Source organism: Frankia sp. CcI156 (assembly GCF_001983015.1).
GTDB lineage: Bacteria > Actinomycetota > Actinomycetes > Frankiales > Frankiaceae > Frankia > Frankia casuarinae.
Genome location: NZ_MOMD01000020.1, coordinates 31,070 through 54,157, shown reverse-complemented (window position 1 = coordinate 54,157; position 23,088 = coordinate 31,070). Strand labels below are relative to the sequence as shown.

Annotated in this window: 22 protein-coding genes and 1 pseudogene; 11 read left to right on the top strand and 12 right to left on the bottom strand. The window is 70.4% G+C overall.

The window, feature by feature from the left end:
* Positions 1 to 73: 73 nt before the first annotated feature.
* Positions 74 to 874 (top strand): N-acetylmuramoyl-L-alanine amidase, encoded by an 801-nt coding sequence (locus CcI156_RS09330; RefSeq protein WP_076805316.1) that lies wholly within the window; start codon positions 74 to 76, stop codon positions 872 to 874.
* A gap of 45 nt (positions 875 to 919) precedes the next feature.
* Here the strand turns inward: CcI156_RS09330 and CcI156_RS09325 are convergent, their stop codons facing one another.
* The 4 genes from CcI156_RS09325 to CcI156_RS09310 form a co-directional block, all read right to left on the bottom strand.
* Complete coding sequence (locus tag CcI156_RS09325) at positions 920 to 2,047, bottom strand: glycerate kinase (RefSeq protein WP_011438811.1); 1,128 nt, start codon at positions 2,045 to 2,047, stop codon at positions 920 to 922.
* A 43-nt stretch (positions 2,048 to 2,090) separates the two neighbouring features.
* Complete coding sequence (add, locus tag CcI156_RS09320) at positions 2,091 to 3,092, bottom strand: adenosine deaminase (RefSeq protein ID WP_011438812.1); 1,002 nt, start codon at positions 3,090 to 3,092, stop codon at positions 2,091 to 2,093.
* A gap of 148 nt (positions 3,093 to 3,240) precedes the next feature.
* Entirely contained in the window at positions 3,241 to 4,077 is an 837-nt protein-coding gene (locus tag CcI156_RS09315; protein WP_011438813.1) for an undecaprenyl-diphosphate phosphatase, read from the bottom strand.
* 255 nt (positions 4,078 to 4,332) lie between these two features.
* Entirely contained in the window at positions 4,333 to 5,301 is a 969-nt protein-coding gene (locus CcI156_RS09310) for a PHB depolymerase family esterase (RefSeq protein WP_076805315.1), read from the bottom strand.
* Between the two features lie 306 nt (positions 5,302 to 5,607).
* Between CcI156_RS09310 and CcI156_RS27675 the strand changes: the two are divergent.
* The 5 genes and pseudogenes from CcI156_RS27675 to CcI156_RS09285 all read left to right on the top strand — a co-directional run.
* A pseudogene (locus CcI156_RS27675) lies at positions 5,608 to 5,892 on the top strand (HAMP domain-containing protein); the annotation flags it as partial.
* A gap of 77 nt (positions 5,893 to 5,969) precedes the next feature.
* Positions 5,970 to 6,116: an ATP-binding protein gene (locus tag CcI156_RS27670; RefSeq protein ID WP_023840010.1), complete on the top strand. Its 147-nt coding sequence runs from the start codon at positions 5,970 to 5,972 to the stop codon at positions 6,114 to 6,116.
* A 266-nt stretch (positions 6,117 to 6,382) separates the two neighbouring features.
* Entirely contained in the window at positions 6,383 to 6,955 is a 573-nt protein-coding gene (locus CcI156_RS09295; protein WP_023840009.1) for a hypothetical protein, read from the top strand.
* A gap of 36 nt (positions 6,956 to 6,991) precedes the next feature.
* Entirely contained in the window at positions 6,992 to 7,540 is a 549-nt protein-coding gene (locus CcI156_RS09290; protein WP_023840008.1) for a hypothetical protein, read from the top strand.
* Positions 7,541 to 7,633: 93 nt separating this feature from the next.
* A complete protein-coding gene (locus CcI156_RS09285) occupies positions 7,634 to 9,118 on the top strand; it encodes a cytochrome P450 (RefSeq protein WP_076805314.1) in 1,485 nt (494 codons plus the stop codon).
* 9 nt (positions 9,119 to 9,127) lie between these two features.
* Here the strand turns inward: CcI156_RS09285 and CcI156_RS09280 are convergent, their stop codons facing one another.
* Positions 9,128 to 9,844 carry an OsmC family protein gene (locus CcI156_RS09280; protein ID WP_254847345.1) on the bottom strand — a complete coding sequence of 239 codons (717 nt, stop codon included), beginning with the start codon at positions 9,842 to 9,844 and terminating at the stop codon, positions 9,128 to 9,130.
* Positions 9,845 to 10,158: 314 nt separating this feature from the next.
* Between CcI156_RS09280 and CcI156_RS09275 the strand changes: the two genes are divergently transcribed.
* The 3 genes from CcI156_RS09275 to CcI156_RS09265 all read left to right on the top strand — a co-directional run bounded on the left by CcI156_RS09275 (position 10,159) and on the right by CcI156_RS09265 (position 12,833).
* Positions 10,159 to 10,941: a thiopeptide-type bacteriocin biosynthesis protein gene (locus CcI156_RS09275; RefSeq protein ID WP_011438820.1), complete on the top strand. Its 783-nt coding sequence runs from the start codon at positions 10,159 to 10,161 to the stop codon at positions 10,939 to 10,941.
* A gap of 5 nt (positions 10,942 to 10,946) precedes the next feature.
* Positions 10,947 to 12,149: a methyltransferase, FxLD system gene (fxlM, locus tag CcI156_RS09270; protein ID WP_076805319.1), complete on the top strand. Its 1,203-nt coding sequence runs from the start codon at positions 10,947 to 10,949 to the stop codon at positions 12,147 to 12,149.
* A 480-nt stretch (positions 12,150 to 12,629) separates the two neighbouring features.
* Positions 12,630 to 12,833: a cold-shock protein gene (locus CcI156_RS09265; protein ID WP_076805312.1), complete on the top strand. Its 204-nt coding sequence runs from the start codon at positions 12,630 to 12,632 to the stop codon at positions 12,831 to 12,833.
* Between the two features lie 175 nt (positions 12,834 to 13,008).
* Here the strand turns inward: CcI156_RS09265 and CcI156_RS09260 are convergent, their stop codons facing one another.
* Positions 13,009 to 13,455: a response regulator gene (locus CcI156_RS09260; protein ID WP_076805311.1), complete on the bottom strand. Its 447-nt coding sequence runs from the start codon at positions 13,453 to 13,455 to the stop codon at positions 13,009 to 13,011.
* A gap of 456 nt (positions 13,456 to 13,911) precedes the next feature.
* Between CcI156_RS09260 and CcI156_RS09255 the strand changes: the two genes are divergently transcribed.
* On the top strand, positions 13,912 to 14,361 hold the full coding sequence (locus CcI156_RS09255) for a carboxymuconolactone decarboxylase family protein (RefSeq protein ID WP_076805310.1): 450 nt from the start codon (positions 13,912 to 13,914) through the stop codon (positions 14,359 to 14,361).
* A 320-nt stretch (positions 14,362 to 14,681) separates the two neighbouring features.
* The gene (fdxA, locus tag CcI156_RS09250; protein ID WP_011438826.1) at positions 14,682 to 15,017 is read left to right on the top strand and encodes a ferredoxin; all 336 of its coding nucleotides are present in this window, start codon (positions 14,682 to 14,684) and stop codon (positions 15,015 to 15,017) included.
* Between the two features lie 487 nt (positions 15,018 to 15,504).
* On the opposite strand, the gene CcI156_RS09245 is transcribed toward fdxA, so the two are convergent.
* The 6 genes from CcI156_RS09245 to nifB all read right to left on the bottom strand — a co-directional run bounded on the left by CcI156_RS09245 (position 15,505) and on the right by nifB (position 23,078).
* Positions 15,505 to 16,584: a 2-oxoacid:ferredoxin oxidoreductase subunit beta gene (locus CcI156_RS09245; RefSeq protein ID WP_011438827.1), complete on the bottom strand. Its 1,080-nt coding sequence runs from the start codon at positions 16,582 to 16,584 to the stop codon at positions 15,505 to 15,507.
* Positions 16,581 to 18,584 (bottom strand): 2-oxoacid:acceptor oxidoreductase subunit alpha, encoded by a 2,004-nt coding sequence (locus CcI156_RS09240; protein WP_076805309.1) that lies wholly within the window; start codon positions 18,582 to 18,584, stop codon positions 16,581 to 16,583. The genes CcI156_RS09245 and CcI156_RS09240 overlap by 4 nt, the downstream gene beginning before the upstream one ends.
* 114 nt (positions 18,585 to 18,698) lie before the next feature.
* Positions 18,699 to 20,051, bottom strand: a complete 1,353-nt coding sequence (locus tag CcI156_RS09235; RefSeq protein WP_011438829.1) for a cysteine desulfurase family protein — start codon at positions 20,049 to 20,051, stop codon at positions 18,699 to 18,701.
* Positions 20,048 to 20,884: a HesA/MoeB/ThiF family protein gene (locus CcI156_RS09230; RefSeq protein WP_011438830.1), complete on the bottom strand. Its 837-nt coding sequence runs from the start codon at positions 20,882 to 20,884 to the stop codon at positions 20,048 to 20,050. The genes CcI156_RS09235 and CcI156_RS09230 overlap by 4 nt, the downstream gene beginning before the upstream one ends.
* A gap of 47 nt (positions 20,885 to 20,931) precedes the next feature.
* Entirely contained in the window at positions 20,932 to 21,552 is a 621-nt protein-coding gene (locus CcI156_RS09225) for an iron-sulfur cluster assembly accessory protein (RefSeq protein ID WP_076805308.1), read from the bottom strand.
* On the bottom strand, positions 21,549 to 23,078 hold the full coding sequence (gene nifB / locus CcI156_RS09220; protein ID WP_371681789.1) for a nitrogenase cofactor biosynthesis protein NifB: 1,530 nt from the start codon (positions 23,076 to 23,078) through the stop codon (positions 21,549 to 21,551). The genes CcI156_RS09225 and nifB overlap by 4 nt, the downstream gene beginning before the upstream one ends.
* Between the last annotated feature and the right edge of the window lie 10 nt (positions 23,079 to 23,088).

Here is a 23,088-nt window from a genome sequence, read left to right as displayed (position 1 = left end):
CAGGTAGGGGAATCGTGATTTCCCAGACGAGGATCTGTCGCGGCGACACACGTGGGAAGGAGAGCCGGTAGCGATGGCACCGACCTTGTACCCGCCGGCCCGCTTCCGTCCGGTGCGGAACACGACCGGAGTGATGATCCAACCCACCCSAGGCCTCATCCCGCACGTCCAGGTGGGCGGCGGCTCCCTGTTCGGCTGGTTCGACAACCCCGCCAGCCAGGTCAGCTCACACCTGTGGCTGTCGAGGAGCGGCGACTTCGAGCAGTACGTTCCTTTCGACCGGAGGGCCTGGGCCCAGGCGGCAGGAAATCCATACTGGATCTCCTGCGAATGCGAAGGGTACGAGACCGAGGACTACACACCCCTACAAATCATCCGGCTCGGCGAGCTCTTTCAGTGGGGGATGCGGGAGTTCGGATGGCAGGAAGAGATCACCGACTCTCCCGCCGGTTACGGTATCGGTACCCACCGGATGGGCGGCCAGGCGTGGGGGGGCCACAATTGCCCGGGTGACATCCGGGCCAACCGACGCCGGGACATCCTCGCCGCCGCGCGGCATAACGGAGTCGGCGCAGCCGCCGATCCCCGGCACCGTTACGACGACCGTCCGACCCTGCGGGAGGGATCGCGTGGTCCGGACGTCGTGGAGCTCCAGAACGCCCTGAACATCATCTTTGGCCATGAGGCCCCCACCGGTGATCCCAACCGGATAACGCCGGATGGCGTGTACGGGCCACGGACCACTGCCCGGGTGGCCTCCCTACAGCGCTACGCCGCGCCGTGGTTCGGCCGCATCCCGGACGACGGGGTCTGCGGGCCCAACACCTGGCGTAAGATCGGTTACCTCCTCACCGGGATGAACCGCCGGGTCTGACCCACAGACCGGGCCCGGCCGCTCCCCCGCACCGGGCGCTCCCGCTCACCGGGCGGTCGTGACCCGGCGGGCCAGCTCGGCGCCGGCCCTCCGCAGCCACCGGAGCGGCTCGGCCATCGCCATGGCCGGCCCCCCGGCGAGATCGACGAGGGCGATCTCGGCCCGGACCCCCTCCGGTCGGGGGGCGTCAACCCGCCCAGCCACCAGGAGCACGGGCACCTCGGCGTCCCGCGCCAGCGCGAGGACTCCGCCGACCACCTTGCCGGACAACGAGGTGCGGTCGAACCTGCCCTCGCCGGTCACCACCCAGTCGGCGCCGGCAAGGGCCGCCGGCAGGCCCGCCGCCTGGATGATCGTCGGCAGGCCGGGGACCACCTCGGCTCCCCAGGCCGCGGCGAGGCCGTAGGCGGTGCCGCCGGCAGCCCCGGCTCCCGCGGCGTCGGGAGCACCACCCAACAGGTGGGCGAGCCTGCGCAGCCCCTCCTCCAGCCGGGTGATGTCCGCGGGTCCGGCACCCTTCTGCGGCCCGAATACGGCGGCGGCGCCGGCAGGGCCCAGCAGGGGCGCGTCGACGTCGACGAGACAGTACGCTCCCCCGGCCGGCGCCGGCCGCAACCCGGTCAGATCGATGTGCGCGAGCGACGTGAGGGCGCCGCCGCCGACGGCCAACGGCCGGCCGGCCGCGTCGAGGAACCGGGCACCCAACGCGGCGAGGGCACCGGTACCACCGTCGGTCGAGGCGGAACCGCCCAAAGTGATGAGAACGCGGTCGACTCCGGCGTCGATCGCGGCGGCGACCAACTCGCCGAGGCCCACGGTCTGCGCGCCCAACGGATCGAGTTCCCGCATCAGCGGCAACCCGCTCGCCCTCGCCAGTTCGATCACTGCGGTGCCATCGGGCAGCGACAGCCATTCGGCGTCGTGGCCCCGCCCGTCCGGACCAGTCACCCGTGCCGGGTGCCGCTCCGACCCGGGTACGCCGACGGCGAAGACGTCGAGGGTGCCCTCGCCACCGTCGGCGATCGGTACTCCCACGACCTGATCGCGGGGCCGCTCGGAGCGCCAGCCCGCGCCCAGCGCCGCGACCACCTCGGCCGCGGTCGCCGATCCCTTGAACGAGTCGGGTGCGAGGACCACCCGCGCGGGCCGGTGGGGGGACGGTACCCCCGTCATCGGAGCGTCACCGGCCGTCGGAGCGTCACCGGCCGTCGGAGCGTCACCGGCCGTCGAGACATCCCGCGTCGGCGAGCCACGCATCGATGCCGGCGAGGGCCGCCGTCCGCACCTCGATCGGCGCGGCTCCGGATTCCACCGAGCTGCGGGCGCAGGCGGCCAGTTCCTCGTCGGTCAGGCCCAGCGCCGATCGGCACAGCTCGTACTCCTCCAGACAGGTGGGCCCGAACAGCAGCGGGTCGTCGGCGTTGATCGAGCATCGCACCCCGGCCCGCAGCAGGGCCGGAAGCGGATGTTCGGCCATCGACGGGACGACCGAGAGCAGCAGGTTGGACGTCGGGCAGACATCGAGGCAGGTCCCTCGTTCGAGGAGGGTGTCGACGAGTCGGGGATCCTCCATGGCGCGGATACCGTGCTGGAGACGATCGGCATCCAGGGTCTCGATGGCGCCACGCACCGACGCGGGACCGTCGAGTTCCCCGGCGTGGGGGGTCGAGAGCAACCCGCCGTCGCGCGCAATCCGGAACGCCGCCATGAACGGCTCCGGCGGCCAGCCGTTCTCGTCGTTGTGCAGCCCTAGGCCGACGATGCCCCGATCGGCGTAACGCAGGGCCAACCGGGCCACGGAGACGGCCTGTTCGGGGGAGTCGAAGACCCGGTCGACGGCCGCCATCCAGCGGACGGTCACCCCGTACCGCGCGCCGACCTGATCCGATCGGGCCAGCACCGTCTCCCAGGCGGCCTCCGCGCTCCCGAAGACGCCTAGATGAACGTACGGCCAGAAGCTGGGTTCGAGGTAGGTGACGCCCTCATCCGCGGCATCGATGATCATTTCGTCGACGAGACGTTCGAAGTCCTCGGGCCGGCGGAAGACCGGCAGGATGCCGGCGATCACTTCGCTGAAGCCCCCGAACTCGGTAAACCCCGTGGTGCGGGGAGTCGGAACGCCCGCGGCGGCGGCCAGGTCGGCCAGTGTCGACGGCCGCATCCCCAGCTCGAAATGCAGATGCAGATGGCCCTTGGGCAGCGAACGCAGATCCCGCATCACAGTCCTTCCTCCGTGGCCGCGCGGCCGGCGGTCTCCCCATCCCGTGGGGACAACCACGAACCCGCAAGACGGTGGATTGAAACTTACGTGGTCGAGCCGCCCCGCGGGAGCCGGACGAAGATGGTCGCCGGCTCAGGTCGCCGGCTCAGGTCGCCGAGACGATCCCAGTGGCCACGAGGAAGAGCACGGTGGCACCGAGCGCCAGCCGGTAACCGATGAAAACGCTGTAGCTGTGTCTGGCAATGAACTTCAACAGCCAGGCGATCGCGACGTAGGCGACGGCAAAGCTGACCACGGTCGCGATGATCGTCGCCGGCCAGCCCACCCCGTCGGCGATGTCGTCGGACTTCGTGAGGACCTGCAGCGCCGCGGCCGCCATCAGGGCCGGGATGGACAGGAAGAAGGACAGCCGGGTCACCGCCACCCGGTCCAGGCCACGCAGCAACCCCGCCGACATGGTCGCCCCGGATCGCGAGATACCCGGGATCAGCGCCATGCACTGCACGATGCCGATCACCAGGGTGTCCTTCCACGTCACGTCCTCCTCGTGACGTTTCTGGGTACCGACGTGGTCCGCGTACCCCATCACCCCGCTCCAGAGGATCAGCGCACCGCCGACGAACCACAGGCTGCGTAGCGTGGTCTCGATCTGATCCTTGAAGGCCACCCCGACCAGGCCGATGGGAATCGATCCGAGAATGACGGCCCAGCCGAACCGGTAATCCGGATGCTCCCGCCAGGCGGGATCGCGCACACCGCGGCCCCACGCCGCCAGAAGGCGCCGGAAATCATGCCGGAAGTAAAGCAGGGTGGCGAAGACCGCACCGACCTGGATGATCGCGGTGAAAGCGGTGATGTCCGGGTCGTCGATGTCGTGGCCGAGCAGCTTCTCCAAAATTGTCAGATGTCCGGTGCTGGACACCGGCAGAAATTCCGTCAGCCCCTCGACCGCGCCGAGAAACACCGCTTCCAGGACGTTCACATGGACCCTTCCGCACCGGTACACGCCACCTGCTGATCGCGCAGGGCAGTGTATGACGACGAGGATCATCTGCTCCCGGTGGGGCGGGCCACGCGGCCGTCAGGCGGCCAGCGCCCGGGTCAGCGCACATCGAGCCGTCGCCCGGGCGACGGCCGCCTCGGTGCGGGTCACGACGGGCAGATCCAGCCGGGTCAGGGCCCGCCCGCCACAGCAGCGCCGCGGACGAGGAGAACGAGAGTCCCGCCGGCGTGCGGTTCACCTTGCCTGATGGGTGAAGAAGGCCCAGATGGTCGCGGTGGCATTCAGGGCGGTTGACGGCGGGTCGAGATGCAGGATTCGCTCGGCCGTCGGGTGGCGGGCACCGCCGGGCCACTGGTGGCCCGCGCCGGCAATGGTGACCAGTTCCACGGCCCGTCCCTGCGGGCAGGTGGCGATAAAGGTGGTGACGCTTTCCGTAGTGGTTGTGGCCGGGGTGGCACAATGATCGGCGGTACGCCACATCGCGTTCACGAACGGGACGGCCGGTCCGTTGATTTTTGCGACCCCGTCACCCTCGCCGCCGTAGTAGCGTACGGTGTGGTCCGCGGTGCCGTGAATGGCGATGACGGAGATTGGCCGCGGTGCGGGGCAGGTGCCGAGCAGGGTCGCCGAATCGGGTCCGATCGCGGYGAAAATGGTGGTGTCGCAGGCCAACCGGTAGTCCATCATGCCGCCGTTGGAGATTCCGGTGGCGTAGATACGGGCGGTGTCGACCGGTACGGCGGCTTGGATGGCGGCTACCATGCCAGTGATGAAGGCGACATCATCCACGCCGGTCGCACCGGGCTTTCCGCAACAACCGCCGCCGACGGACCAGGCATGGTTCTGCCCTTCGGGATAGGCGACGAGAAAATGGCCGCGGTCGGCCTCGGCGTCCCAGCCGTAGGAGTTCTCGGCCTGCTCCGCGCCACCGAAACCGCCGTGGATCATGACGACGAGCGGCGCCCGCGCGGGCAGAGTCGGCGGCCGGTACAGCCGGTAGGCGCGGGTGGCGCCGCCGACGTTGATCGACCGTACCGACGATCCGACCGGGACAGCGGCCGGCGTAGAAGCCGTCGCGGTGCTGGCGGGCTCTGCCGGGCCTGCCGCGGAGCGCCGAAGCGGCCCCGAGCAGCCGGTGAGGGCGACCGCGCCAGCGACGAACACGGCGAGCAACCAAGACGTGCGGGGGAAGCGGATGATCATCGAACCCCTCTGGTCGGCGCCCATAAGCGGGCAAGGGAATGCCCACAGCCTGGCATACCCGCCCAACCATGATTTTGATCTGCTCGCGCCATAGCGTGCCGGGAGCGGGCGGCGTGGTGCCGACCGCGCCGAGTACGAGTTCGACAGCCACCTACGCCACTACGTCTCACCACCCGCTTTCGTACGGAATTCACATCTTTCTTGTATGGAATGCGGGGTGCGACGAGCCGCTGACCTCGTAGTGGCCGGGGGTGGAGCCCGCCGGCCGGGCTGGCGAGGGCTGAAGGGCGGCGGAAAGAGGTGGGGATGCGGGAAGAGGTGGGGATGAGTGCGGGAGACCCGGCCAGGGTGCCGCCGGCGCCGGTGCTCACGTTCGCCGATGTGACCCTGGACGAGGCCGCCGCTGGTGCGGCCGTACTCACGCTGACCGGTACRGCGGCTTGGCTGTTGCTCGGCCGGGGGCTACGCCCGCTGCGGGACATCACCCGTACGGCGGCCGCCATCGCCGGCGGCGACCTGGCTCGGCGGGTCCCGCCGGGGCGTCCGCGCACCGAGACCGGTCAGCTCGCGGCGGCGCTCAACACCATGCTCGGCCAGATTCAGGCGGCCTTCGAGGACCGTCGGCGGCCGGCAGCCGCGGCGGTGGCCGGACCGGCAGCGACCTCGGAATGGCGATCGTCGCCGCCATCGCCGCCGCCCACGGCGGCACCGCCACCCTCGACAGCGCCCCCGGCGCCGGCACCACCGTCCGCATCGTCCTCCCCGCCGGTACAGGGGAGGAATTGGCCGCGGTCCGGCCCGTCAACCTCCTCTGACCGGGCCGGCCCGTTTCGACCAGTGACGCCGCGTTCACCGCCTCCGCGGGTTGCCCGGTCATAGCAAGAAAACTGCGGATCCGAATGTGCCTCACATCTTGCCGGGAAAGGGTTCTCATTCCAGGCTGATGTTCTTGCCTTGCTGGCAGGGGACACGGGCACAGCCGGTCCACGGAAACCGTGGCACCCAGCCGGCTGGCTCCCACGGTCACCCGTCGGGGCCACCTGACCATCTCCGATCTCCCGAAGGCAGGTGTCCCGTTCCCATGAACCTTCAGGCTCCGGTCCGTCGAGGTCTCGCAACGGCTACCGTTGCCGGCGCGGCGCTGCTTACCATCGCGGCCTGCCAGCCTGGCACCCGGGTAGTGACCGCCGCGCCGGCGACGGCGACCGCCGAGCAGGCAGCCGACCAGCCAACCTCAACGACACCGGTGTCGGCGGCGACGTCGGCTGCCGCGACATCCACGGATGCGGTCGGGAAGGGTGCCGGCGGGCCGGGCTCCCTGACCGTGGCCATCACCTCCCCGGTGGCGGTCTCCGGCCACGTCGACACGGTGGTGAGCTGCCAGACCGCGGGCGCCCGCTACGTGGCGTCGGCGAGCGGCTCGGTCCACGGCTACGCCGTCTCGGACGTCGTGCGGGTGGCCGGTTACCACGGGCCAGGGAGCTACCAGGCTTCGGTGACCGTGTCGATGACCGGCCCGGATGCCCACTACGCGGTCACCGCCGTACCGGCCACCGCGCAGGTCACCGCTACTGGTGGCGACGTCTCCTTCTCGGCGACGAGCACCGGCGGCCGAACGCTCGCCGGTTCGATCGCGTGGGCCTGCTCCGCGTAGGCGCACATGCGACCAGTGACTTTAGGAGAACATTCGGTGACCAGGCCGCTCGTCGGCCACGGGGGCACGCCGGCCCGGAGACGTCTGCGCCGTCTGCTCCTGGTGGTCGCGGCCGTGGCGGTCCTGCGCGGTGTGCAAGCCGGCGTCGCTGCGCTCACCGTGCTGACGGCAGCGGCACTGCGGCTCGAACAGCCGCTGCCGCACCTGCATGTCACCCGCCTGGCCGAGACTGGGCCCGAGCCGCTGACCCCGCTGACCGCTCTGGTCATGGTCGCCGTGTCCGCGGCCGTGTCCGCCCTTCTGCTCCGCGCTCGCCGGACGGTCACGGCCTTCGCGGCTGTCAAGGCATTCGCCCTTATCGCGGCGTCGACCATCGCCGGCGTCGTCGCTGCCGGCCCGGTGGGCCTTCGACTGGCCGTCGCGGGGTGCGGCGCGAGCCTGGCCGTCCTGCTGTGGCCGGCGGTCCGGCGCGCCGCCGTAACCCTGCTGACGGCGGTCGGCCTGCCGCACGCCACCGGCCGGACCGCCGACGTCGCCCTCGCCGTGAAGATCGGCCTTCTCGTCGCRGTGGTGCTCGTCAGCTAATCGGCTATTAGCACCGCGCGCCCTCAGCACCGCGCGCCCGCTTCCCCTGCGTCCACCCCACTCGCTCCCATCTCCGCCCGAAAGGAAGTCGTGATGAGCCGCGCTCCCCACGTCCGCTCCGTCGCCGCGCCACCATCCACAGCCAAGACCTCCGACATCAAGACCTCCGACATCAAGACCTCCGACAGGGTGCCCGGCTCGGGAGAGGGGCMGGTCGAGGCGATCCGGCGGCTGCGTGCCGACCCGCTCACCCGGCTCAACGAGCTGGCCCGCGCCCATGGGCCGGTGGTGCGCCTGGCGAGCTGGCCGGTGTCGGCCTTCCTCGTCACCGACCCGGACGCGATCGCTGACGCCCTGGTCAGCGGACACCGGGCCTACGCCAAAGGTGCCGTACGCCGCGGCGCCGGTTCCCGGCGAACGGTGGTGCAGCCGCTGGCACTGCTGCTGGGCCAGGGCCTGCTGACCAGCGCCGGGGACACCCACCGCCAGCAGCGCCGGCTGCTGCAGCCGCTGTTCCACAAGCAGCGGATCGCCGGCTACGCCGACGCCTTCGCGGCCATCGCGGACAAGACCGCCGACGGCTGGCGGGACGGGCAGCGCCTCGACGTGCACACCGAGATGACCGAGATGACCCTGGCGATCGTCGCCCGGACCCTGTTCGACGTCGACCTGGACAGCCACGTCGTCGACGTCATTCGGGCCGCTCTCGACCAGAACATGCCCGCAGCCCGCCGAGCCCAACTTCCCGGCTTCACTACCCTCGAACGGCTACCGCTCCCGGCGCCCCGGCGCCGACGAGACGCCCGGAACGCGCTCGACCGCGTCGTCCACGATCTGATCGCCGACCGCCGCGCCACCGGCGCCACCGGTAACGACCTGCTGTCCCTGCTGCTGACCGCCCGCGACGCCGACACCGGCGCGTCGATGGACGACTCCCAGGTCCGCGACGAGGCGCTCACCCTCCTGCTCGCCGGCCACGAGACCACCGCTAACGCACTGACCTGGACGTTCCACCTACTCGGCCGGGATCCGGAAGTACTGGCGACTCTGCAGGCCGAACTCGACCGGGTGCTCGGCGAGCGGCGGCCGACGATCGACGACCTGCCCCAGTTGCCCTACACCAACGCGGTCATCAGCGAGGCGATGCGGCTGTACCCGCCCGTCTGGGCCATGGGCCGCCACCTCGTCGAAGACCGCGACGTCGCCGGCTACCGCCTGCCCGCCGGCTCCACCCTGGTCTTCAGCCAATGGGTGGTGCACCGCGACGAGCGCTGGTGGCCGCGACCGGAACTCTTCGACCCCATCCGCTGGACCGGGCCCGACACCGCCGATGAGCCGGCCGACGCCGGGCCGAAGATGCGGCCTCRCTTCGCCTACTTCCCGTTCGGCGCCGGCCCCCGCCAGTGCATCGGCAACACCTTCGCCATCACCGAAGGCGTGCTCGCCCTGGCCGCTATCGCCCGCCGCTGGTCCTTCACCCCCGTACCCGGCCTGCCCGTCACACCGCAACCCCTGGTCACCCTGCGACCGAAGGACGGCCTACCCATGATCGCCCACGGTAGGTACCCGAACCGGTAGCGGCCTTTATCAGGCGATCTCTATGCCGACGTCGGGCGGCTGGTGCRGCGAGTTGTGGACGGTGCAGTGCGAGGCCACCGCTACGAGGCCGGGCCGGCGCCGTTCCGGCAGACTGGCGGGAACGGCGATTCGCAGCCGCACCGCCRCCACCCGGGCGGGTCGGTCAGTCGCCATGTCGAACTCGGCAGCAACCCGCAGACCGTCCCGGCACACGCCATGGCGGGTGAGGTACCGGCCGGCGTAGAAGGCGACGCAGGATGCGAGTGAGGCGACGAACAACTCTGTCGGCGTCGCCGCGATGTCGTCACCACCGTGCCGCAGCGGCTGGTCAACCAGCATCTCGTGTCCACGGACCCCGATCGCGTACGACTCACCCGCAAGGTAGGCCACATCGATCCGGCCCGGGTGACCGTCTCCGGACCCAGCCGTGTCCCGCCCGCGGTCAAGCGCCGAGTCTGCTGTCCCGACGGCATCCTCGCGGTCGCGTTCGGCTGCCGCGGCCTGCGCCAGCAGCCGTCCGGCCAGCTGCCGCGCCTCGGGCACGGTCAGGTGCGCCCACTCCTCGCCGCGGTCGTGCCGTTGGCAGCCGACGTTCAGAATGATCTGGCTGGCGCCCTGGCCCTCCCCATCCAGGGGAAGCCGTCCGATGATCATGTCCTGCCCATGGGCGGTCCGGATCACGTCGCGCGCGAGCGCATCGGCTGACTTCGTTCTCGGTCCGTTCATCACGCCCCCCTGACGTCTTGTACCTGCCATGCCGAGGTTAGGACGATGAACGGTATTGATCAGGGGCCATCGGTCCCGGCCAGCGGGGCCAGATGGACGCCCACCGCGCTGGGGATGAGGTCCTTTGAACGGCGTGGCGCGGACCGGCCCTGCCGCATGTCCGCCGACGAGGATCAGCCCACCGACCTTGCGCGCCGGAACCGGGAGCACACCGGCCGCGTACCAACGGCGCGCGGTCACGTACGCCACGGCCTGCGACTCGGCCCACTCCTTAAGGCTCGCGTGACCATCATAGACCGCCACAGAGCGCTACGGTGTGGTGCCAAGACTGGCGTGCCGCCGAACATCTGGGGGTTACCCAGCTGGCACCACTGCTGACCTCAGCTGAGCAGACGGACGGGATCAGCCTGTGGTGGTTCACCAGGAAGGCAGCCTCCTGGCGGATCCGCTGGCGCCCAGGCCCAAATCGGGACGGGCGCAACCCCGCGGAGTCCGGCGACGGCAGGCTCCGCGCCGTGCTCAACGGCGACGCGGTCCACCGCTGGGCACCCGCCGTCTACGAGCCTGAGATCCACGCCTTCGGTGGCCCCGCCGGCATGGACGTCGCGCATCAGCTCTTCCACCACGACAGCCGCAACGTCCTCGCCCACCTCGACCGAGCCCGCCCCGAGCATCGGGCCGAGGTCGGACTCGTGCTGGCCGCGGCGCTGCTGAGGTCAGCWGGCCAGGACTACTACGAACAGGGTGACGTCTGGACCCGCGTCGCCAGTCACCGCCGCACCCGCCAGGCCAGTGCGCGGCAGCCCGCCGCCACGGCGGCTACCCGAAACGCCGTCCGGCAACTTCTCGCCGCCCGCACCGTGCAGCCCCTCAAAGCGCTACCGGCGTGGCCGGCAGCGTTCCGGCACGCGGGTCGGTCACTCGCGAACCTCGCCAACCAGGGCCAGCTCACCCGCGGCCTCCGCGCCGTTCTTGCCCATCACATCCTGTTCGCCTGGAACCGGCTCGGCTTCCCCGCCGCCGACCAGGCGCAGCTCGCCCACACCACCGCCGCCATCATCTTCGATGACCCCGGCCCGATCCCTGACGAACGGTGACCACGATGACCACCCGCACCCCCGAACAGCTCCGCGACAACCTGGTCGCCGACATCCACCGCTGGGGCACATTCCGAACCGCCCAGGTCGAAGCCGCGTTCCGCACGGTCCCGCGACACCTGTTCCTGCCCGACGTCGACCTGGAAACCGCCTACGCCCCCCAGGTCGTCGTCACCCGCCGCGCCCCCGACGGCACCGCGCTGTCCTCAGCATCCCAACCCAGCCTCGTCGCCGCCATGCTCGAACAGGCCGGCGTCCACCCCGGCCACCGCGTCCTGGAGATCGGCACCGCCACCGGCATCAACGCAGCACTCCTCGCCGAACTCACCGGCCCGACCGGCCAGGTCACCACCATCGAGATCGACGAGGAGCTCGCCGCAGGCGCGCGCACCGCACTGGTCAAGGCCGGTTACGAACGCGTGGACGTTGTCCACGCCGATGGTGCGGCGGGCCACCCGGGCGGAGCGCCCTACGATCGGATCGTCATCACGGCCGGGGCCTGGGACCTGGCCAAGGGCTGGTGGAACCAGCTCGCCCCCGCCGGTCGTATCGTCGTGCCTCTCCGTCTCCACGGAAGCGGCCTGACCCGCTCCCTCCCGCTCGACGCCGTTGAGCCGGGCCGGCTCGTCAGCCGCTCGGCGCTCGTCTGCGGATTCGTCCCCCTACGTGGCGCCGACGCCCACACCGGCCGTACCCTCGCCCTCGCAGACGGTGTCGCCCTGCACGTCGACGACCACGACCCCGCCGACGAGCCGGCGCTGCGCGCCGCGGCGGCCAGCCCACCCCACAACCTGTGGACGGGGCTGACGATCCACGACGACGAACCGACCGCGCACCTCGACCTGTGGCTCGTCACCATGGGCGCCCGCTTCGGCCGCCTCGCCGTCGACACCACCGTCCGCCCTGACAGYCAGCTCACTCCGACACGGCGCTGGGCCGGGGCCACCATCCACGACGGCACCACCATCGCCTACGTCACCCTGCGTCCCCTCGCATCCGACACYGACGAACTCGGCGTCACCGCCCACGGACCCCACGCGGCCACCCTCACCGCGCACCTCACCGATCTGCTGCACCAGTGGCGCAAAGAAGGCCCCGCCGAACCTGTCGTAACGGCCCATGCCGCGGACACCCTGGAGGACCAGACCGTCGCCGGACACCGCGTCGATYGGCCGAACAGCCGACTCACCGTCCGCTGGCAGCCCTGAGAAGAGGCGGGACCCGATGGCCTTCACCACATCGACAGATGCGGCACCCACGACGTTCGCTCTCGTCGCACCACGGTTTCCCCTCGTCCCCCGTGACCGGCCATCCTGCCCAGCCCTCGACGCCCGGATCTACCGGGGTGGATCACCCGCGGCGCCACCCGCGGCGCCACCCGGATGGCAGGTCCCGGGTCATCATCGCCGACGCCGAGATGCAGCGGCACGCGAGCGCCGGCCCCCGGCTACTACACTCGCTGGGTGCCGATAACCGACGTTTCGCCAGCTGCTTCGCATCGAGTCCGACGGGAYAAGAGCCAAGCGGGCACACCACGTCGGTGGAGGGGTAGGCTGTAGGTGTTGCTTGTTCTTCCGTGCGTGACCTACGCAGAGAACGGCACGACTGGACCACGGCACCGGCCGGGGTCTGGGGCGAGGCCGGTACGCGAAGGACGCTTACCGGGAGCGCGGCAAGGAGAAATAATCGTGGCGCAGGGTACCGTCAAGTGGTTCAACGCGGAGAAGGGCTTCGGATTCATCTCCRTCGACGGTGGCGGCCCGGACGTGTTCGTCCACTACTCCTCGATCGTGGCGGACGGCTACAAGTCCCTGGATGAGGGCCAGAGCGTCCAGTTCGAGATCGTGCAGGGCCAGAAGGGACCGCAGGCGGACAACGTCCAGCCCGTCTGAGGCCGTACCACCCCCAGCCTTACGCGTCGGCGCGCGGCTCCCGTGGGAGCCGCGCGCCGATGTTGCGTTGGCCGATGTTGTGTTGGCAGGCCGGTAGTCTCACCGCAGTAGTTGACCGACGCCGTCGGCGGGCACCGCTCGATCATGGGCCATGTGCACCTGACGAGCGACCAGATCAGCGCCCGGGCAACCGAACCACGGTGATGAAGAAGTCGTCGATGAACCGCACGTCGTCGACGAACCGGTCGAAATCGACCGCCTTCGTCACGTAGGCGTTGGCGTGCAGGTTGTAGCTGCGCAGGATGTCCTCGGCAGCGCCCGAGGTGGAGAGCACCACGACGGGGATGCGTCGCAGGTCGGTGTCGGCCTTGACCTCGGCCAGCACCTCGATGCCGCCCCGGCGCGGCAGGTTGAGGTCCAGCAGGATCAGGTCGGCCGCCGGGGCCTGTGTGAAGGGCTCCTCCCGGCKAAGGAACGCCATGGCTTGGATGCCGTCGTTCACGACATGCAGCCTGCCGTTGATCCGATCATCCGCGAACGCTTCGCGGGTCATGAGGACATCCCCCGGGTCGTCCTCAACCAGCAGTACGTCGAACGGGTCCGTACGGACACTCGCCGTCATCTGGATACCTCGAAGTAGAGGCCGCCATGGCATGGCAGCCGGACGAGAAGCGGGGGTAGGGGATGTAAAGCGGGGCCAGGGCGGACAGGACAATCAGCGCCTACGGCGCGGGACGGCCGCTCCTCGAGAGCGTGAGCGGGGCCGCGAGCAGGCGCGGGCGGAGTCCGTCCGGCCCGGAACGGTAACCGGACACCCCGGAATCGATGCACGGACTTTGGCGATGTCTGACGGTACGCCAATGGAAGTGGTCTGTCGCCCCCCTAACAGGGACAAGTCCGAGGACGAGCCGAGGCTCACCGTTTTCGGCCTCGCCGCGACCRCCCGGGCACCCACGACCCCACGACCGCCCGGCTACCCCGACCGCCCGGCTACCCCGACCGCCCGGGCACGAGGCCGGGCTTCGGCCGTTCCCGGCGTGGCGGTTCCCGGTCGTCCCCGGCGGGAAGGCAAGGGGTCATGAGCTCCGGCAGCCCGGTCCAAGACGAGATCCGCCCGCATGCCCGCGAACTGCGTCGGCTGATCCCGGACGTATACCGGGGGCTCGGCACCCTGGGCGACGCGGCTCTCCGTGACGGCGCCCTGGACAGCCGCACGAAGGAGCTGATCGCACTGGCGCTCGCCGTGAGCACCCAGTGCGACGGTTGCATCGAGGCACACGCTCACGGCGCCGTCCGGCAGGGTGCGACCTGCCAGGAGGCGGCCGAGGCCATCGGGGTGGCACTGCTGATGAACGGCGGACCGGCGTCGGTCTACGGCCCGCGCGCGTTCRCCGCCTTCAGGCGTTTCCGCGCCGAGCGGCACGAGGCGGGGGACGGTACGGCGCCGCTCGGGCACGTAACCCCGGCCTCGCCGGGACACGCTCCATCAACCGCCCAGGTTCAGCCCCCCGGCAACACCGACGTCTGAACCGGCGACAGAGGACCCGCCGCGCCGGCGGCCCAACGGACGGTGGTGCCCGCAGACCGTCGTCAAGACCGGCTGAGGACACGCCGGCGCGGGTGCCACCGCCCTCCGGCGGACGGGCCCGGACGGCCCGGCTACAGGCAAGGAAAATCTCATGGTTAAAAATATCCCTGGAGATTTCCTCGTCCCCCGTTTCGGGCCATCGAAATTCGTTGCCCTACGGACGAGTTGTTTACCTGTCCTTTACAGTTCCACCCACCCCGGCCGGCGGCATCCTGTTACGATTTTCCCGTGACCGCAGGCGAACGGGGAAGAAGGCTCCGATGACGTTTGTCGTCCTGTCGCCCTGCATTGATGTCAAGGACACCGCCTGCGTGGAGGAGTGCCCGGTCGACTGCATCTACGAGGGCAGCCGCAAGCTGTACATCAACCCGGACGAGTGCATCGACTGCGGAGCCTGCGCGTCGGTCTGTCCGGTCGACGCGATCAAGAGTACCCGGATCGTGCCGGCGAGCGAGGCCGAGTTCATCGCGGACGAGGCCCGGTTCTTCACCGACATCCTGCCTGGTCGGGATGCTCCGATCGGTAATCCGGGCGGCGCCGGCAAGATCGGCCCGATCGGAGCGGACACCGCTTTCGTCGCGTCCTACAGACGCTGACGAGACAAGCCGCCGGCGAAGGCTGACGCGGCCACGGCGTCAGCGAGACCGCCGGCCCACGGCCGGTGCTCAGGACCCACCCCGTCCGGGCACCGGCCCTCTACATTTCGGGGGCGAAACAGGGGCCGAGACCGAAGCAGAGTTGCGGGTTTCCCAACGGGTGATGTCGACCGGTCGTGCCGTCGACCAGATGACGCGCCGCGGAATGTCGATTGACGAGAAGGCGGCGTGACAAAAATCCCGGAAAACGGCATGCAGACGTCATCGCCAGGCGACCGGAGAACATGACGGAAACCACGTGGGGCCGGAACCGAAATCACTCCGGGCCGAGGCCGGGGCGGGCACCGTAACGGACCCCCTGAGGGGATCAGGCCAGCCCCGACAGGCCTGATCCCCCGCCCCCCGAGCATCCATCCGACGACCGTCCATCGGTCCGGTTCGCCTCAGCCGTAGGTCTCATCCCGGCCGTAGGTCACCCGGCTGCGACCTACCCGGCCACCGTCCAGGAGTCGGCGCCCTGGAGCAACGTCCGCAGATCGCCCAGGCCGCCGGGCCGGGCGGTCGCCAGCCGCTCCTGGAACAGCTGGTCGAACACGGGATGCGAGACCGACCGGTAGACGCCGATCGGCGGCTCCGGAAACTCCGCCTGCGCCAACTGGGCCAGGGCGTAGGCATAGGTCGAGTTCTCCACCGTCGGATCGTGCACCACGACGCGGGGGTCACCGCTGTGCCCGACCGCCAGCTCCCCGGTGGCCGGGTCGCGGATCACGGCGTACTGCTCGTCCACGCCGAAAACCACCGGCATACCGGGCGAGAGCCGGATCGGCCCCTGCTCGCCCTTCGCCCCGGCGGCGCCGGCATCGGCATCGGCATCGGACCGCTTCGGCTGACGGGGGATCGCGTTGAACGTGGGGCAGCCCTGCCGGATCTCCACCAGCGCCGCTCCCTGATGCGCCGCGGCGGCGGTGAGGGTGGCGGTGAGGTGGCGACGGTCCGAGTCGATCGTGCGGGCGACGAACGTCGCGCCGGCGCCGAGCGCGAGCGCAACCGGGTCGAACGGGTTGTCGAGCGACCCGTGGGGGCTCGACGGGCTGATCGTGCCGATCCTGGAGGTCGGCGAATGCTGACCCTTCGTCAAACCGTAGATCTGGTTGTTGAACAACATGATCTTGAGATTCACGTTGCGACGCAGCGCGTGAATAAGGTGGTTACCGCCGATCGACAGCGCGTCGCCGTCACCGGTTACGACCCACACCGCCAGGTCCGGCCGGTTGATCGAGACACCGGTCGCGAAGGACGGCGCCCGGCCGTGGATCGAGTGGATGCCGTAGGTGTCGAGGTAGTAGGGGAACCGCGAGGAGCACCCGATGCCGGACACGATCACGATGTTCTCGGGCGGGACGCCGAGGGCCGGCAGCAGACCCCGCATCGTCGAGAGGATGGCGTGGTCCCCGCAGCCGGGGCACCAGCGGACCTCGTTGCCGGTCATGTAGTCCTGCGCGGTCAGCGCCGGCCGTCCCGCCAAGTCACCCGACGGTTCTCCGGATCCACCATTCAGCGAGATCATCGTCCTGCCTCCCCGGCCGTGCCGAGCTTCGAACCAAGGTGTACGTTCAACCGGGCGCTCACGTCCCCGACCGGCTTCGAGGCCGCATCCGCCGACGGCTCCTCGTCGATGCCCTGGATGATCCGGCTGATGACGGAGGTAAGCTCGGCGACCCGGAACGGCATGCCGCGGGTCTGGTTGTAGCCGACGGTGTCGATCAGGCATTCCCGGCGCAGGAGTCCGGCGAGCTGCCCGAGGTTCATCTCGGGGACGAGCACGGTGTGGTACTCCGACAGCACCGAGGCCAGGTTCGCCGGCAGCGGGGCGAGATGGCGCAGGTGCGCCTGGGCGACCTTCATGCCGTCGCGCCGCACCTGGCGGCAGGCTTCACCGATCGGCCCCCACGTCGAGCCCCATCCGATCACCAGCACATCGGCGCCGGATCCGGGGGGCCCGCTGGGATCATCGACCTCCAGGAGCGGCACGTCGATGTTATCGATCTTGGACTGTCGGGTGCGGACCAGCAGGTCATGGTTGTCGGGGTCGTAGGAGACCGCACCGGTCAAGTCGGCCTTCTCCAGACCGCCGATGCGGTGMGTGAGCCCCGGGGTACCCGGGATCGCCAGCGGGCGGGCCAACGTGATCGGGTCCCGCACGTACGGCAGGAAGATCGGGTTACCGGCCTCGTCCACCCCGTTCGGGCCGGTGGCGAGATCGATCCCGATGGTGGGCAGCTCCGCCGTCTCGGGCACCCGCCACGGCTCGCTGCCGTTGGCGACGTAGGCGTCGGACAGCAGGATGACCGGGGTGCGGTAGGCCAGCGCGATCCGGGCTGCCTCCAGCGCGGCGTCGAAGCCGTCCGCGGGCGAACGCGCCGCGATCACCGGCAGCGGCGCCTCGCCGTGCCGGCCGTACAGGGCCTGGAGCAGGTCGGACTGCTCGGTCTTGGTCGGCAGACCGGTCGACGGCCCGCCGCGCTGCACGTTGACGACAACGAGCGGCAGCTCCATGATCACCGCAAGGCCGAGAGCCTCGGTCTTCAGGGCCATCCCGGGACCGGAGGTGACGGTCACGCCGAGCATCCCGGCGAAGGACGCGCCGATCGCGGAACCGATGGCGGCGATCTCGTCCTCGGCCTGGAAGGAGCGCACGTCGAAGGAGGCGAGCGCGCTCAGCTCGTGCAGAATGTCGGAGGCGGGAGTGATCGGGTAGGCGCCGAGGAACAGCGGCATCCCGGCCTGCTGCGCGGCGGCGACCAGGCCGTAGGCGATCGCCTTGTTGCCCTTCATGTGCCGGTAGGTGCCGGCGGGCAGCTTGGCCGGCTTCACCTCGTAGGAGAGCGCGAAGGCCTCGGTGGTGTCGCCGTAGATCCACCCGGCCCGCAGCGCGGCGATGTTCGCGGCCTGCACGTCCGGCTTCGCGGCGAACCGCTTCTGCAGGTAGGCGATCGTGTCCTCGATGGGCTGACTGAACATCCAGGACACCAGGCCGAGCGCGAACATGTTCTTCGTCCGGGCGGYGTCCTTGCGCTTCAGGTTGAACTCGGCGACGGCCGTGGCGGCGAGACCGGTGAGGTTGATCGCGTGCACGTGGTAGGCGTCCAGCGACCCGTTGGTCAGGGGATCGGCCTCGTAACCGGCCTTTTCCAGGCCCATCACCGTGAACGCGTCGGTGTCCACGATCAGGACCCCGCCGGGACGCAGCTCGGCGATGTTCGCCCTGAGCGCCGCGGGGTTCATGGCGACCAGAACGTCGGGCCGGTCGCCCGGGGTCCTGATGTCGTGGTCAGYGATGTGGAGTTGGTAGCTCGACACCCCGGCCACGGTTCCGGCTGGCGCCCGGATCTCCGCCGGGTAGTTCGGCAACGTTGCCACGTCGTTGCCGCCCGCGGCGGCCTGGGCGCCGAACCGGTCACCGGTGAGCTGCATCCCGTCGCCGGAGTCACCGGCAAAACGGATCACCACGTGTTCCAGTTGCGTGACCCCCGGATCTGGTCGTTCGGACAACTGTTCGGTTGGCATGGCGAAACCTCATCTCAACTTCTCAGCTACGCACGCCCGCGCCGGGCGAGCGGAACCGCGCGTGGCAACGCTGACAGCACGGAAGCGGGGTCAGGGAAGCGTGGGGGGAACGGGTCAGGGATAGGCGGATCGGGGGGCGGGCACCTCGGGCATGCGCAGGGCCCGCGAGAACACCCGGTCGGTGGGGATCTCCTGCGCCCGGAACTCGGTGGTGGGGCCGTCGAAAAGATCGTTCGACCGGTTCTGCTCCAGGGCACGCACGCGCAGCACCGCGCGAGCCACCGCGGCGGCGGCGGCGTGGATCTGGTCGACGCTGGTGAACCGGCCCACGCTGAACCGCAGGCTCTCCATGGCCGCCGTGGTCGACCGGCCCATCGCGGTGAGCACATGGGACGGCTCGGCGCCGCCCCCGTGACAGGCGGAGCCCGCGGACACCGCCACGTCCGGCAGACAGGCCTGGACGGCGTCGGCGTCGGCACCGACGAACCGCAGGTTGATGGTGTTCGGCAGCCGGCATTCGCGGCTCCCGCCGCGCTCACTCGGCCCGTTGAGCTCGACGGCATCGACGCCGAGCCACTCGACGAGCAGATCGTGCAGCAGCTCGGTCTGGGCCCGCTGCCGCGGGGCCTCGTCGTCCATCACCGCGGCGGCGATCCGCGCCGCGGCGCCGAAGCCGACCACCCCGGCGGTGTTGACCGTGCCGGCGCGCAGGCCCCGTTCCTGCCCACCGCCGTGGATCAGCGGTGCCAGCTGCGACCGGGCGTGTCGGCCGGCGATCAGCGCGCCGGTGCCCTTGGGCCCGTAGAGCTTGTGCGCGGACGCGAGGGCGAGGTCGATGCCGGCGTCCGCGACCGAGACCGGCATCCGGCCCAGTGTCTGGGTGATGTCGGCGAGGTAGAACGCCCCCGCCCCGTGGGCGAGCTCGGCGATGGGCCGCGGGTCGTTCAGCGTCCCGGTCTCGTTGTTCGCCGTCATCACCGCCACCAGGGCGACCTTCGAGACGGAGGCCCCGAGAACCCCCCCGTTCCCCGCGACGGCGGAACCGTCCCATACCGGTTGCAGCAGCGCGCGCAGATGATTGAGGTCGATCGTGCCGTCGGGATGAACCCGGATGGTCTGCACGATCGCCCCGTGCACCCGCGCCGCGGCCTCCGCCGCGGCGAGGACCGCCCGATGCTCGGTCGCTCCGACGAGTACGCGGCGGCAGGACGGCGGGGCGGTGGCCAGGACCCCGGCGATCGCCAGGTTGGCCGCCTCGGTCGCCCCGCTGGTGAAGATGACGTCACGCGGCTGGGCGCCGGCGAGGTTCGCCACGTCCCGCCGGGCTCCTTCGACGAGCCGGGCGACGGCCTGCCCCGCCGGGTGCGAGCTGGCCGGATTCGCGAAGTGGTCCCGCAGCAGCGGCAGCATCGCCCGGACAACCTCCGGGTCGACCGGGGTCGTCGCGTTGTGGTCAAGATAGATCACGGTGCGCCTCCAGAGCCGCAGTCCACGCAGGCGGGATCGCGCCGCGTCCGCGGCGTACGCAGGTCCGTGTCCCACAGGTCGAGGTGGATCAGCCGGCCGACCGCCGGCTCGGCGAATCCACCGGCGATCTTCAGCGCCTCGGTCGCCGCCAGGCAGCCCACCGTTCCGGCGACCGCGCCGAGCACCGGGAAACCGAGGGGCTCCCAGGACGGGTCCCCCTCCGGGAACACACACCGCAGGCAGGGCGAACCCGACCGGACCACCAGCAGATACGCCTCGGTGGCGTTCATCGCGGCGACGACCAGGGGGATCTGCGTCGCCAGGCACAGCCGGTTGAGCAGATACCGCTCGGGGAAGTTGTGCCGAGCGTCGACCACCACGTCCGCCTCGGCGATCAGACGGGGCAGGCTGGGATCGGTCAGATCCCGGTCCAGGGCGACGATCTCGACGTCCGGGTGGTGTGCGCGCAGGGTGTCGGCCGCGCACTCCACCCGGGCGTCGCCCACCCGGTCGGGCCGCATCAGGGTCTGCCGGTTGAGGTCCGGCTCCTCCAGAACGCCCGGATGGACCAGGATCAGCCGGCCGATGCCGGCGGCGGCCAGGTAGGTCGCCGCCGCTCCGCCGACCCCRCCCACCCCCGCCACCAGGACGGTCGCGCCGCTGAGCCGCCGCTGAGCGGACACTCCGAAGCCCGGAATACCCAACTGCCGCTCGTACCGTCGATTCGGGTCGAAGACGGACGGCGCCTGCCGACGGGATGGGTACGGTGCCGGCGGCCCGGCACAGATGGACCCCAGCAGACGCGGGTGGGAACGGAATCGGGCGGTGACCATCGGGCGCTCCCCGGGTTAGGCCGAACAGGTGATCAAGTAGTGCGTTGTCAGGACACCAGCGCGACCCGGCCGATCTCGGGCAGGGCCTCCTTCAACCGGCTCTCAATGACGCCGGTCAGGGTCGCGGTGGCGCTGGAGCACCCGCCGCAGGCTCCGGTAAGGCGCAGGTGCACCTCCGCCGTCCCGGGCTCGCCGTTGCCGGYGAGAGTCGCGACGACCTCGGCGTCCCCGCCGTCTCCCCGCAGGAAGGGCCGGATCTCCTCCATGATCTCCTCGACCTGCTCGCGCAGGCGGGCGTCCGCGGCGGTGCGCTCGGTGGAGTCCGAGGCACCGAAGGACGTCCCGCAGCCGCAGGAGCTGGTCGCGTTCGGGTTCTGGAAGGTGAACCCGGAGGAGGTCAGCGTCTCGGTGTAGTCCACGCGCAGCCCGCGCAGCAGGTGAACCATCGACGAGTGGACGACGACGTCAAAGCCGTCCTGGCCGATGACGACGTCCTCGGCCTCGGCACCGGGGACGAGCGCCAGGTTGTAGGTGAAGCCGGCGCAGCCACCGGGGTCGACGCCGATCCGCAGGCTGAACCCGCCCGTGCCGGGGGTCGAGGCGAGCAGGTGACGGACCTGCTTCACGGCCCGGTCGGTCAGTTCGACGGTGGGGGTGGTGGCGCTCATCRGACGGCAACCTCCGCTTCGGCACGATGTGCGACAAGGCGGRAGCCGACCTCGGCCACCGCCTTCTCGATCAGGTCGTAGAGCTCCACCGGTTCGATCCCGGCATTCTCGAGCGCCTCGCGCGGCCCGAGGCCGATCTTGCTGCACAACACCGCCGCGCAGTCGGACAGCATCGCGACCGTCTTGTCGAGCTTGGAGGCGTCCTCGTCGCAGTCCGACGGGCCGTTGCAGTAGCGGTCCACGTCGCGGGTCTGCACGAGCCGGGCCCAGCCCGGACCCCCCTCGTAGATCCAGAACTCGGTCGCGTGACCGAAGTGCTGGTTCACCACGCCGCTGCCCTTGGTCGCTACAGCGACGAGCACGACGTTCTCCGGGCGGGCGTTCCCCGGGCGGGCCCCGGCCGGGGTGCCCTCATCGGGGGATGCGCCCGGGCCAGAGGGAATGACCGCGCCGGTCGAGATGTTCAGCGCTCCCCGGGTGGCAGCCACCTCGGAGCGCCACCGTTCGATCTCGCTATGCGTCTGCCGGCGGCCTTCGAGGTCGTATTCGATCTCACGGCCACGGAACGCCTCGGGAGTGAACTCCTCACCCCGGTCCTCACCGAGCAGGCCGACGGCGTCGGCGCGGCACTGCCGGCAGTGCCGCATCATGTTCATCTCGGCGCCGTCGTCCTGCTCGCAGCGGTCCTGCAGCGCCTTGAGCTCCTGTGGGGTGGGGCCGCGCTGCCCGGTCAGGCCGAAGTGGGTGCCGTGCTCGGGCGCCGACACCAGCGGCATCACGTTGTGCAGGAAGGCGCCGAGCTCCTTGACCTTCCGGGAGACCTCGACGAGGTGGTCATCGTTGATCCCGGGGATCATCACCGAGTTGACCTTGCAGAGAATCTTCCGCTCGGTGAGCATCGCCAGGCCCTCGAGCTGACGCTCGGAGAGGATCCGGGACGCCTCCCGGCCGGTGTACCGCTTACCGCGGAAGGCGATCCACGGGTAGATCCGCTCCCCGACCTCGGGGTCGATCATGTTGATCGTGATGGTGACGTGGTCGACGTTCAGTTCGGCGATGCGGTCGACGTGGTCCGGCAGGGTCAGCCCGTTGGTAGACAGGCAGAGCTTGATGTCCGGGCAGTCCCGGGCCACCAGTTCCATCGTCCGGAAGGTCGGCTTCGGGTTCGCCAGCGGGTCGCCGGGGCCGGCGATCCCCAGCACGCTCATCTGCTTGATCTCGCTGGCCACCAGCTTGACCTTGGCGAGKGCGTCCTCGGGGGACAGCAGGGTGCTGGTGACGCCGGGACGGCTCTCGTTGGCGCAGTCGAACTTGCGGTTGCAGTAGTTGCACTGGATGTTGCAACCTGGGGCGACCGCCACGTGCATCCGGGCGTAGTACTGGTGGGCCTCGGCGCTGTAACAGGGATGATTGGCGATCTTCTCCGCGATCTCCGGGTCCCGCACCGGAGCGCTGGTGCCACAGCTGGACTTGCTCGCGCAGCCGGCGGCGGTGTCGGGCGCCGGCCCGGTGGCCTGCCGGGGCATCTCGCCTGCC

Bases quoted from the DNA above. Each gene is read 5' to 3' on its own strand.
- fdxA (WP_011438826.1), top strand. From the start codon at position 14,682: ATGACGTTTGTCGTCCTGTCGCCCTGCATTGATGTCAAGGACACCGCC.
- add (WP_011438812.1), bottom strand. From the start codon at position 3,092: ATGCGGGATCTGCGTTCGCTGCCCAAGGGCCATCTGCATCTGCATTTC.
- CcI156_RS27670 (WP_023840010.1), top strand. From the start codon at position 5,970: ATGGCGATCGTCGCCGCCATCGCCGCCGCCCACGGCGGCACCGCCACC.
- CcI156_RS09295 (WP_023840009.1), top strand. From the start codon at position 6,383: ATGAACCTTCAGGCTCCGGTCCGTCGAGGTCTCGCAACGGCTACCGTT.
- CcI156_RS09245 (WP_011438827.1), bottom strand. From the start codon at position 16,584: ATGATCTCGCTGAATGGTGGATCCGGAGAACCGTCGGGTGACTTGGCG.
- CcI156_RS09325 (WP_011438811.1), bottom strand. From the start codon at position 2,047: ATGACGGGGGTACCGTCCCCCCACCGGCCCGCGCGGGTGGTCCTCGCA.